The sequence below is a fragment of the Corynebacterium sp. SA-MJD20WY100 genome (genome assembly GCF_039822565.1).
GTDB lineage: Bacteria > Actinomycetota > Actinomycetes > Mycobacteriales > Mycobacteriaceae > Corynebacterium > Corynebacterium phoceense_A.
In genome coordinates, this window is record NZ_JBCJKS010000010.1 from 15,433 (window position 1) to 27,410 (window position 11,978).

The window sequence follows — 11,978 nt, forward strand, 5'->3', positions numbered from 1 at the left end:
ATCGTGACTTCTCGCTCCGTCGCTTTCGTCGGACTCGGCTACATCGGACTACCTACGGCTGTCGTTATGGCGAATGCTGGCGTCGAAGTCACCGGCATCGATGTCAACGCTGCCAATGTTGAGCGCATTAACCGCGGTGAGGTCACCATTGTCGAGCCTGGTCTGCAGGACGAGCTCACTATGGCCCTGGAGTCCGGCCGCTTTCACGCCACCACCCAGCAAGTTCACGCGGATATCTACATCATTGCGGTGCCCACGCCATTCACAGATTCACACGACGTGGACATGAAGTACATCTACTCCGCGGCTGAAGACATTGCCCCGCAATTGCTCGGCGATGAGCTCATCATTCTCGAGTCCACCTCGCCCCCGCAGACTACTGCCAAAATGGCCCAACACATCCTCGAGCTGCGCCCCGATCTCTCAGCCGATGGAACTAACAATTCCGAAGGCAAGCCCGTCGTCTATTTCGCACATTGCCCCGAACGCATCCTGCCAGGCAACGCCATTGCGGAGCTCAAGTCAAACGACCGCATCATCGGTGGACAGACTCCCGAAGCCACCCGCCGTGCCACGGAAATTTATTCGACTTTCTGCACCGGCGAGCTTCTGCCTACCAATGACGTCACAGCCGAGATGGCAAAGCTGACGGAGAATTCCTTCCGCGACGTTAATATCGCCTTTGCAAATGAGCTCTCATTCATCTGTGACAACCTCGGCATCGACGTTTGGGAACTCATCAACCTCGCAAACCATCACCCACGCGTCAATATCCTGCAGCCCGGCCCCGGCGTTGGCGGCCACTGCATCGCTGTCGATCCTTGGTTCATCGTCGCAGCCGACCCGCTCAATGCAAAGCTGATCCGCACCGCACGCAACGTGAATGACGGCAAGCCGGCATGGGTCATCGACAAGGTCAAGCAAGCCGTCGCAACTACCCGAGCTACTAAGATCGCGGTGCTTGGCCTCGCGTTCAAAGCAAACATCGACGACCTGCGCCAGTCGCCTGCGCTCAACATCGCCGTAGACCTCGCTGAAGAGCTTCCCGATGCCGCCATCCTCGCCGTCGAGCCAAACATCACCGAGCTACCCAAACGTCTTAAGGGTTTCGACAACGTTCAACTCAGCGATTACCAGACCGTCATAGACCAAGCCGATGTACTGGTACTGCTCGTCGACCACAAGGAGTTCAAAGATTTGCCAATATCTACTGTTGGCGAGAAGACTATTATCGACACCAAGGGACTCTGGCACTAAACTACAGAGATTCTTAGCCTTTCCTCACCCGTTCTAGAAATTAGGGACGGCATTTCCCATAAACAGTGGAATGGGCTGACAAACAGGTGCTGCCCAGATGCACTCCAACGAATTGACAACACCTATTTTTCAAACCAAGCCCCCACGATCGACTCACCCCCTTAGCTATTTTGGTCACACTTCGGATTATTTTCACCGACTCAGTCTTACACACAAGCCAACCAGGTAAACGGGGAATGAACTACGGGATGCAGGCAGGAAAACTAAATGGGACCACTACGCCAGCCAGAAAATCTGGAAATCTCAAACTTTAGTTGGCTTCACCGACCACATAGCCTATTTGGCCTATCAAGTAGTTCCGCTATCATTGAGACAACTGTTCACACAGCTTTATCTCAGAACTACTCACACAGGGAAACGTATGAAGAAGCCCAAAATCATGGTTGCGTATGGTACTCGACCCGAAGCAATCAAATTGGCGCCCCTCATTAAAACCCTCAAGAGCGACAAACGATTCGTCACGTGTATCGTGTCTACGGGCCAACACCAAGAGATGCTTAATCAGGTCAACGTCATGTTTGGAATTGAGCCCGATTTTGACCTTAGCCTAATGCATAAGAAGCAGCCACTGAACCGCATAATGTCCCGTGCGCTCAAGGGGCTAGACAAGCTACTTGAGCGCATTGCCCCGGACATTCTTGTGGTTCAAGGCGACACTACGACTGCTATGGCCGCCGCAATCGCTGGTTTCAATCGCCACGTCAAAGTCGTACATCTCGAGGCAGGCCTTCGATCTGGCGATATGAGCTCCCCTTTCCCAGAAGAAGCCAACCGTCGTCTAATCACTACCGTGGCATCCTTGCATCTCGCACCGACTCACTCGGCCCGGAGCAACCTACTTGCTGACGGCGTCAACCGGAAAGATATCGTCGTCACAGGCAACACCGTCATCGATGCACTGCACGAAGCCGCGACTTGGGACGTCGGCTTCGAAGACCCCCGGATCGCTGAAGTATTAGAGTCTGGCCAAGAGTTTATTGTCGTGACGACGCACCGTCGCGAAAACCTGGATTCGATGGAGCAGATCGGTCATGCAATTTCGCGCCTCGCAAAGCTGTATCCTAATTACACTTTCATTCTGCCGGTACACCTAAACCCTGTCATCCGGAAGAATATCGCTCCACAAGTAGTGAAAAACAATAATGTTTTACTTAGCGCTCCACTACCGTATGACCAGTTCACTCACCTGCTTGCGAAAGCCAAGCTCATCATTACGGACTCCGGCGGAGTCCAGGAGGAAGCACCAGCTCTAGGGATTCCAGTCATTCTCATGCGCAATACCAGCGAGCGCCCTGAGGCCATCGAAGCCGGCACCGTTCGGTTGGTTGGCTCCGATGAAGACGTTATTGTCGGTGAAGTCTCTCTCCTGCTTGACGACGACAGCGAATATAAGCACATGTCTGAGGCTATTAATCCCTACGGTGATGGGCGAGCCGCATACCGAAGCGTCGCAGCTATTGCCGAGCTAACCGGCGTCGGCACTCGCGTTGAGCAGTTTACGCCACAGTCATTACACGGTAAAAGCTATGCGGACGAGCGCTAATGCTTTCAATACATAGTTGACGCCCGTTGTTTTGCAACAAAACGGACTGGGTACCTGCCTCGAAGACTTTGTTGGTAACGTTAAGACTATTCTTTTGCAACAATATTTCAGAGAGGACAAGTAGTGCGCATTCTTGTAATCTCGCAATATTGGGAGCCCGAAAATGGCGTCCCGCAACGACGCTGGGCATGGCTCGCGGAGGTATTGCGAGCAAACGGTCATGAAGTCGCCGTTGTAGCTCCCCCGCCCCATTACCCCACTGGCGTATTGGACAAAAATTGGACTCCAGTGTCCTCGGAGCTCGGTGCCCACGGTGAACGGATTTTCCGCAGCAACTTCCGTCCGCACGGACGCGGCATCTCAGACCGCGTTATCTCGCAGGCTTATATCGCCGCCAGTACGCTAAGAAAAGCAGTTGGTATCATTCGTCGACGAGATTTCGTGCCCGACGTTGTTATCGGTACAGTCCCAGCAATACCGTCAGCGATCGTCGCCAGGATCATCGCGACTTTCTCAAACGCTGGCCTCTTAATCGATCTTCGAGATGCTTGGCCCGAGTTGCTGCACAATTCCTCCGAATGGAACTCCTCTCTTCATAAGGAGAAGTCATGGAAAGACCTCATCAAACAAGTAATCAAGATACCAGTAATTCATGCGACCAGCGTAGCGATGACGTCTGCACTCCAGAAGTCATCCGGTGTAATAGTTACTGCGGCGGATCTTGAGGTCCCAAACGAGCACCGTTTCATCATTCGCAACGTCTTTCCGTCCCCAGCGTTAAAGGACTTCCGAATAGACCGACAGACGCTCCACGAGGAAGGGAGCCTTCGAATACTTTACGGTGGTACTCTAGGCCGCGCTCAAGATCTGGACAACGCAATTGTTGCTTTTCAACTGCTTCAAGCAGTTGCTCCGCGTTCAGAGATGCACATTGTAGGAGGAGGAGTAGCAAAAAAATCGTTGCAACAATTCTGTGAGCATCATCAGCTCAATGTGAAATTCTATGAACGCGCACCGTTGGAGGAAATGAAGAAACATTATGAATGGGCCGATACAGCGCTCGTTCATCTCGCCAATTGGCCAGCTCTAGCGAAAGCAGTCCCCTCAAAAACTTATGAACTAATGGAGATTGGCATCCATATCTCTGGCGTCGTAAACGGCGAAGCCGAGGCTATCATCTCCGAATTGGACGCTGGAGCTACGGCGGCGCCTGGTGTGCCTGAGGAACTAGCAGCCGTCTGGATGCATATTCTCGCACACGGCCTCAACCACTCTCCGGCAAAGGCACGTTCTTGGATTCAGCACCAGCGTTCGAACGTTGCTGTCGAACAACTGCTAAGCGCCATTGAACTCGCAAACCGTTCTTCGTAGAAAGTTCCGATAATGCGTATTTCAAAAACAGTCACCCGACTCAAAGTAGTGCCGCTTCTAGCTAGCGCAGCTACTGCGTTTGTGGCAGAGGCGCCTGCGCAATTTTTAGTCAACGTCACAAATCGGCTTCGTCCTGCCCTTCGTTCAGCTAAAATACAGCTACTGCTCAACAACATCAGCACATGTGCTCTCGCGCACCGTAGTTCCGCTGAGCGAGAATTTAGCAAGGGAAATATCTCTGCGGCGATTAGCCTGAGCAAGTTTTCTTTACAGAGAAAAATTCTCCAATCCGAGCTCGAAGTTTTAAAGTGTCACGACTTAGGACTGGAAAAAGTCGACTACACACCCCCTGAAGAACCTCGAGTCCTCTATTTGCTCACGAACTCGACTCCGTATACTAGCTCCGGATATACGCAGCGTTCTGACGCTATAATGGCGGAGGTCAAAAATCAAGACATTTTCATACAGGCTGTAACTCGACTTGGTTACCCGATCTCCGTTGGTAAGTTGGCGTCTAGCACGAAAGAGACCAACCACGGGGTTGTGTTTCACCGACTTCTTCCGTTGACGTTGCCCTTCAACAAACTTTTACGGCTGAAGAAGACTGCGGAGCAGGTTAAGCAGATCGCGATCGAAAATAACATCTCCATAATCCACACGACCACAGACTTCAAAAACGGGCTCGTCGCGCGCTCTGTCGCAAAATCGCTCGGGATTCCGTGGATTTATGAACTTCGAGGTGAACCTGAAAACACCTGGCTGTCTCGTCAGTTGAAGGAACTTCACAAATCTGATCCGATAAGAAGCGAGAATTACCGTTACCGCCGTAGCCAGGAAACCTACTTTGCCGCTTCAGCTGATCGGGTTGTTGCGCTTAGCGAGGTTTCCGCAAGGAAATTTGTCGATCGCGGGGTTGACTCCAACAAAATCGTCGTGGTTCCAAACTCAATCGCATCGTCGCTGGCCTCACAAAAATTTGAAAAGTCCGTGGTCAGAAAAACCCTAGGCATACCAGAATCCCGTATAGTTATCGGAATTATTTCTTCCCTTGTAGATTACGAAGGTGTTGACGACGCCATCCGTGCAATGGCGTTTCTGCCAGTAGACCACCACCTATACGTTGTCGGCAAAGGTACCGCAGTGCCCGGCCTAGAGAAGCTTGTAGCAGCCCAAAACCTAGAAAACCGAGTAACTTTTGTCGGGGCCGTATCACGTGAAGATGTTCTGGACTGGTACGCTGCCTGCGACGTTTTCCTCGTCCCGCGGAAAGACACAGAAGTAACTCGCAACGTAACCCCGATCAAGTCGCTACAGGCACAAGCCCTAGGCATCCCTGTCGTAGCTTCAGACCTCCCTGCCCTCCGAGAGGTTACAGGTGGCCATGCACTCTATTGTGCTCCGGAGGACCCCTATTCACTCGCCGATACTATTATTCAAGCCAACGCCGTAGACGTCATTGCGGCACGCGCTTTCACCCAGACAAGAACTTGGGAGCGTTCCATTACGAAGCTCATCGCCACCTACACTGAGGTACTTCAAAATGCCTAGAAGTGCGTTACTCGCGACCCGAGCCACGCTGAACCATGCGCTCACCAGACTCGAGTTCATTGCTAAAGGCATTCAGCGACATCTTCTCGGCCGTCCAAGCCCCCAGTATCAGTGGAGCCACCGACCACGTGTCCCAACACAGTACTGGTCGATACCGGAAAAATGGGATGATATACCAGCTCAAGACAGCATCTACCCTATGAATTCATCTGTGTACGGAAGCAATTCTCGAAGTCTGACGTTAACTGTCCAATACGACAGATCAACCATCTCAAGCTCACCAGTACATTACGACGATGCGACCTGTCTCGGGAAAACTCGCCGAATAAGCAGTTCGTTGCTCATACCCAAACCATTAAAGCGGACTCAAACTTTTGCTTGGGATAGTCCTGAATTGACTAATTTTCTCGAGTTTACCTCCAAATTCGTCGATCATGTCCAGGTTGTGGCCAAAAGAGAAGATAAGCAGGAACTCACAAATACCTGTGCTTCGCTTGGGTTTTCGGTCTCCAACCTCCATATACAGTTAGAGCCCAACACAGCGGTTGCAAGCTACATAGCAAACAATTGGGGCAAACCTATGTACGAGACTCCACCTAAGCCTGAAGGCATATCAGTCATCTGCATGACAAACCGACCGTCGATGCTCCCCCATTTAGTAAAACAACTCGAAAAACAACGAAAGGTTAAAATCGAACTATTACTCGGAACGCATGGTTTCCGGATCGACGATTTATCTCGAAACTTACTAGAAATCGGCGCTGACAGCATTAAAACGTATTATATCCCAAGCCACGAGACACTGGGATCAGGTTACAATCGACTCCTCAAAGAGGCAAAGTACGACTACGCCGCAAAGATCGATGATGACGACATATATGGAGCGCATCATCTCTTCAACAGCATCGAGACGCTGAAGCGCTATAGCGCAGCCGTTACTGGAGTGAAACAGGCACTCTTTAAATTTGAGAACGATGAGAGCTTATATTTCAGGGGAAACGCAAGCAGGTTTGAATTCACGAATTCGCTAATGGGCGCTTCCATTTGTTTTCGCACCGTCCTCGCAAAAGAGGTAGCTTTTGGCAATCTCAATATGGGCGAGGACTCAACTTTTCTAGCCAACATACTTAAGAGAAATCATGCAATAGTTGCTATGCCGTCAACCAACTTTTGCGTTTCGCGCCAGTTGGGTCCAAGCCATACATGGGGAATCGCAAAAGAGACGATCGTCGACCGCTCAGTGCAAATTCCCAATAGGAATAGAGTCTCCTAAAGAACTAATCTCCAAGTCCGATGGCTCCGAAAGTAAGACGGAAATCCCCGGCCAACAATTCCATGGCGAACCATTACCCGCTTATGTGCGATTACGAACTACGTGGTCTACGTGGTCACTGGTTTGATCTCAACTTGCTCAGGCCGAGGTCCCTTATAAAACACGTTGTCAAAGCTATTATTTAAGTGCCCTACATCAAGGCCCCGAAGCCCAAGCTGGCTTAGGCGGTAGGCGAGAACGGTTCCGGCGGGCCCCAGTGCAAATAGGAAAAGGTCAACGTCTTTCCGCTTCTTACACTCCTCGACTATCCTCTCCACATCTGAATATGCATCCTTGTTCTTAGACAAGATAATGTCTGATGACGTGGACGTATCGAATATCTCATGCTCCGGATTCATCCGTGATGACTCACCTGTAACAATACAAATTTTCTTACCACGCCACAGGTTCTTCCACGCATCAACCAATGGTTGACCAAAGGCCTGAAATGCTTGCGGTCGGGAAACAAAGGAGTCTCCGAACCGGTCGTTTTTGAGAAAGAATCGCGTCAAGGGCCAGTATTGTGTCCAGAATTCAAGCCAGAATTTGTTTTCGACCAGTGGTTCTGGATAGGCCACCAATAGTCCAGCCGGATTGACTGAGCTCATGGTTCGGAGTTCACGCATCAACCGCTTATCGTGCGTTTGAAAACCTATATTGCGTTCGGTGACCATACACTTGATCTCACCGTCACCGAACCGGGCTAGGCTAAGTTCTTCTTTGTCCACTACTTCGAGAGTCTCAAGAACAGACAGCTGGCGAGTTGCGAACGTATCATCCATATCGAGCAGGACACGATTACGCGTGTCCAAAGAAACCGTAGTCGAAACCCTTCGCATTTCATCAACCAACGGCTCTGCCCAATATTCAAGTAGCCCTTGAGATTCTAAACAACGTGCGACAATTCCGAAAGCGACGGCTGACACACCGGATTCAGAAAATGAGGTTCCCTTCGCTGTGACAAAGCACGGGTGTATCACTCGACCGTCGCTAATTACAGTATTACCGGCGCCAAACGGATACCGGAAAAATCTGCTGAATTTTCCAGCAGTATGATCGTTCCTGCATACTAGCTCAACTTTATTCAGCCCATCGAATTCAACAGCAAAATCCAGAATCGAAGTCTTAATCCCTACGAAAGCCACGTTCTTGTATGTCGAGATATTACTTACGTAGGGGTGATTCTCAAAAGCTAGCTGCAGCTCTTTAAGAACTTCTGCCTGAGTCAATTTCATTTTGGTTCCTTAGTTATCTCTTCGATGATGACATTATTCGTAGGGCCATCCTGTAAGATTATACAAGTTGACTCTTCCTGAGTTACGGCAATTTCGCTCGACAGTTGCAAAATCACCAGCTCGCCTTAGCTGCCTTTTGGCTAAGACCCCTCCAGTCGTGATGCCCTGCTGCTTAAACTCGTTGCGGTTACATTCAAAACCATGTCATAACTACGATGGCCTACACTAGTCGGTCAACTCGCCTAGCAGCTCAAAAAGAAGAACCACGTGATTCGGCGGAACCAACTCGTTTGACCCCAGGAGCGCACATCTCACTGGCACTATTTCTCTTATCCATCAAACGTTAATTTTAAGTCTTGTACGGGGATGGCTAACGGTCGCCATCCTCGCGAAGCTAATTTGTTTCGACAAACCTAGCTATCGAACAAGCCGGCGGCCCAAGTTCCGAGAAGCGATGGCATCCATCAGTCGACGCGAATTCGACGAATCGTCGTAGGCAAAGAATTCATCCATGCGTTGTCGGTAGAACGTCGCAGCTTTCGACTCTCCAGATTCAAGCTTCTCTATGATGGCCTGAACAGTAGACTCATAATCGAGGGCAAGCGGACCAAATCCATTGTCCCGGAACGAAAAATATCCTTCCTCATAGATATGCCCGCCGTAGAATTCAGCTCGATCAAACTGCGCGTAAATGACTTCTTTCCTGAGATAAGCAACGTCAAACGCCACGCTAGAGTAATCGGTGACAAAGACAGAACACTCGTTGAACGCATTTCTATAATCATGCGGTGGTAAGGACACCTCGAATCGGTCATTCCCTAGAAAATCCCGCGCTTGCGCCGCGTGGCTAGGGTGAATTAAAAATTGTCCAGAATAGCCGTGCTTGACCATTGACGCATGAAGTCTCTCGTCGTTCATAAGGTCCTGAAAAAAGCGATAATACTGACTGTCTACAAAATCAGGATTATAGGGCCTTTCTAACGACTCGTGATCAAGTGCTGTTGACAAGGAAAGTCTCCAAGTCGGAGCGATTACTAGCTTCTTTTTGGGGTGGTTAGCCAGTCTATCGTGCCGGGGGAGTCCAGTTAGGACGACTCGTTCGTCCTCATGGAAATACCCACCTTCGAGAATCGCTTTTCGCTCTCTTTCACTACTCGTCACGAAGAGCGCAATACGCTTCTCAAAGCTATTCAGCCAACCCGACTGGTCGTGGAGCATAATGCCGTGCTGTAAGAAAACGAAGTCAAAGGTATAGCAATCGCCGACAAGTTTCCAATCTACGCCAAAGGGATTGACTACATAGTCATCAATCTGTGACGAAGCTAAAAGTGACGAGCACAGAACCGTGAGCTTTCCGCTAAGAGTCGTTGGATCCACAACCTTCCCCAAGTTTCGCATACGCGCAAAATCTGACGAGGTTTTCGCTAATAAAAAGATTGGTTTCACACCAGCAGGACAATTTTTTGAAACATACGCGAAGAACGCCTCACCGTTATCGCCTGCAGACCCTGGGCGATCTGAGATGGCCCAGATATCTTTTCGTGCAAACAGTAGATGGAACAACCGGAGAATCCTGACCAGAGCAATGGTAAGGCGGCGGTGATTTACGCCTCTGAGTTCTTTATTCTTTGCCATGCTTTTCAGGAAAGAAGCTTCACGGCGTACTAGTTCAAATCTGGTTCTCTGTTTTAAGGCGATGTAGTCATTATGGCCGTTCTGCAAAATGTAACGGCCATCAACACGATAAGTCGAAGAGCCATTAACAAAGCCCGAGGGCTTCCGAAACTCGATTCTTGACTTAAGAATCTTGCCCTTCACGCGTACCGCTGGGCGTATCTTGCCCCCTACTCGCATTTTCAACTTGGCGCGGAAGTAGACGGGCTGAAAGGCAACACGATCTAAGAATTTCACCGACCGATATTCAGGCGCGGGCATCGTCTCAACAGCAACAAATTTGCCATCGCGAATGAACCCGAAGTCTATCCCCTCAAACGGTACCCCGCGGAAAGTACCGGCAAGGAATAAATCCGTCCCCTGCATCTCCACCCTGTCAAGCAGACATGTAAATTTCTCCTCCGTGGCGGACCAAATCTTTTTCCCTCGATAGTAAAAACTATTGCCACTAAGGGTCGAATGGGTGAGGACGTTTTCACCAAATTTCATTTGGAGAGCCAGCAGTTTGTGATCAATATAAATATGGCGCTGCTTTAGGATTACATCTATGTCAATGTCGCGGAGCAGCCTCTCTATCCTTCGGATATAATCCGCTTCTTCATAGTCTTTCAGAATGCGTTGCTCTTTTTGCTTTAGACGCCATTGGATCTCATACGCTGCCCCATTTTGGACATACCGAGGCACGTAACCTTTAGCATCTCTAAATTCATCAAACAGTTCGATATCGCAATATTCAAGAACGGGAGAGAACCACTGTTCCTTTTGTGATCCGGTGTCGATCGCCGAATTTTCTTCTTCACGCTTTCGATAAAGGTATTTGGTCTCAGCAAGTAATCCATACTTCTGTTTGCGCATTATCAGTTGAGTCAAGAACTTCCGGTCTTCGGCGACAATCAACCGAGAATCCATGCGCACGCCGTATTTAACAACTGAATCACGGCGCAGGAATGAGCTACTGACATGAGCCTGGAGGGACTGCCACTCACGATTAACATCAACAACGCGAGTACCGCTTTCAAATTTTTTCGAAAGCGGGTGGATGCCCTCTCGTGCCCCAAAGAAAACAACAGGAATAGACACAACATCGAGATCACGGCCTACATTGCCGAAATATTCCGATACTGCTTCAAGAGCGTTCTCTTGATACTTATCATCTGGGTCAAGAAAACCTAGATACTGTCCGCGCGCAAAATCTATTCCATGGTTTCTCGCTGCGCTGACCCCTTGGTTACTCTGGTAAATATATCGGATGTTTTTCGGAAAACGCGATTGATAATTTAAACAAATCGTTTCGGAGCCATCGGGGCTCCCATCATTTACAAGAATTAATTCGACATTATCTTCGAAACCTATCGTCTGACCGATCACGCTCTCAATGGCTTCAGCCAGATATCGCTCCACGTTATAAATGGGCATAATTATACTAAACGTAGGGGCGACGATTCGATCCATATTTTCCTCTCCCATTGATAGTCCTTTTTGTTTTAGTTCGACTTTGGTTTACCACGCGCTTCTGCCCTAAGGCTTTGCAGAGCGGCTTCCACCCGTCGGCAGGCTCCACCATCGAATTTTCGCCTGAGGAACTCTATAAAGCTCTCCTCGAAACGACTTTCTCCCTGCTTATCATATAGTTTACACAGCAACGTCTCCGAATCTTCACAAATTTCTCCAATGCCTAAAGCGGCATAGCTATTAGAATCTGGCTCATATACGTGTGTCTGACCCCTCGAAGGCCTTGTGCGCGCAGGTTGATAAAAGTAAACAGCAGCTCCGGCTAACTTCGCATCTATCGACAATGAAGAATAGTCGGTTACAAACTCAGTCGCAGAAACCAGTAGTGCTTGGACATCAATGTCACCCAACGTAAAAAATTCGACACCAAAGGCCTCGTTAAATGCACCGCGAAATTCCTCGAAACTTGGATGCAGTAGAAATGTAGCTCTTATCGTCCCGCCGCTGCGGTCCACCATGTCTTGGA

At 49.6% G+C, this 11,978-nt stretch carries 8 protein-coding genes; 5 read left to right on the plus strand and 3 right to left on the minus strand.

Translation table 11 applies throughout. From position 1 onward, the window contains the following. The first annotated feature begins 3 nt into the window (after positions 1–3). The 5 genes from wecC to ABJ196_RS06895 all read left to right on the plus strand — a co-directional run bounded on the left by wecC (position 4) and on the right by ABJ196_RS06895 (position 7,052). Positions 4–1,257, plus strand: a complete 1,254-nt coding sequence (wecC, locus tag ABJ196_RS06875) for a UDP-N-acetyl-D-mannosamine dehydrogenase (protein ID WP_347305789.1) — start codon at positions 4–6, stop codon at positions 1,255–1,257. 421 nt (positions 1,258–1,678) lie between these two features. After that, positions 1,679–2,860, plus strand: coding sequence for a UDP-N-acetylglucosamine 2-epimerase (non-hydrolyzing) (gene wecB, locus ABJ196_RS06880; protein WP_070736378.1), 1,182 nt, complete (start codon positions 1,679–1,681; stop codon positions 2,858–2,860). Positions 2,861–2,983: 123 nt separating this feature from the next. Further along, positions 2,984–4,231 (plus strand): glycosyltransferase family 4 protein, encoded by a 1,248-nt coding sequence (locus ABJ196_RS06885; RefSeq protein WP_347305790.1) that lies wholly within the window; start codon positions 2,984–2,986, stop codon positions 4,229–4,231. Between the two features lie 12 nt (positions 4,232–4,243). Next, positions 4,244–5,779: a glycosyltransferase gene (locus ABJ196_RS06890; RefSeq protein ID WP_083314894.1), complete on the plus strand. Its 1,536-nt coding sequence runs from the start codon at positions 4,244–4,246 to the stop codon at positions 5,777–5,779. 394 nt (positions 5,780–6,173) lie between these two features. Continuing rightward, positions 6,174–7,052 (plus strand): glycosyltransferase family A protein, encoded by an 879-nt coding sequence (locus tag ABJ196_RS06895; RefSeq protein ID WP_141759181.1) that lies wholly within the window; start codon positions 6,174–6,176, stop codon positions 7,050–7,052. A gap of 107 nt (positions 7,053–7,159) precedes the next feature. Here ABJ196_RS06895 and ABJ196_RS06900 read toward each other — a convergent pair whose 3' ends face one another. The 3 genes from ABJ196_RS06900 to ABJ196_RS06910 all read right to left on the minus strand — a co-directional run bounded on the left by ABJ196_RS06900 (position 7,160) and on the right by ABJ196_RS06910 (position 11,970). Further along, entirely contained in the window at positions 7,160–8,326 is a 1,167-nt protein-coding gene (locus ABJ196_RS06900; RefSeq protein WP_347305791.1) for a GT-D fold domain-containing glycosyltransferase, read from the minus strand. Between the two features lie 417 nt (positions 8,327–8,743). After that, positions 8,744–11,467, minus strand: a complete 2,724-nt coding sequence (locus ABJ196_RS06905) for a glycosyltransferase (RefSeq protein WP_347305792.1) — start codon at positions 11,465–11,467, stop codon at positions 8,744–8,746. Positions 11,468–11,484: 17 nt separating this feature from the next. After that, complete coding sequence (locus ABJ196_RS06910; protein WP_347305793.1) at positions 11,485–11,970, minus strand: hypothetical protein; 486 nt, start codon at positions 11,968–11,970, stop codon at positions 11,485–11,487. Positions 11,971–11,978: the final 8 nt, after the last annotated feature.

What these genes read in the sequence shown, in the direction of transcription:
- wecB (WP_070736378.1), top strand. Translation starts at nt 1,679, where the DNA reads ATGAAGAAGCCCAAAATCATGGTTGCGTATGGTACTCGACCCGAAGCA.
- ABJ196_RS06890 (WP_083314894.1), top strand. Translation starts at nt 4,244, where the DNA reads ATGCGTATTTCAAAAACAGTCACCCGACTCAAAGTAGTGCCGCTTCTA.
- ABJ196_RS06900 (WP_347305791.1), bottom strand. Translation starts at nt 8,326, where the DNA reads ATGAAATTGACTCAGGCAGAAGTTCTTAAAGAGCTGCAGCTAGCTTTT.
- ABJ196_RS06905 (WP_347305792.1), bottom strand. Translation starts at nt 11,467, where the DNA reads ATGGGAGAGGAAAATATGGATCGAATCGTCGCCCCTACGTTTAGTATA.
- ABJ196_RS06910 (WP_347305793.1), bottom strand. Translation starts at nt 11,970, where the DNA reads ATGGTGGACCGCAGCGGCGGGACGATAAGAGCTACATTTCTACTGCAT.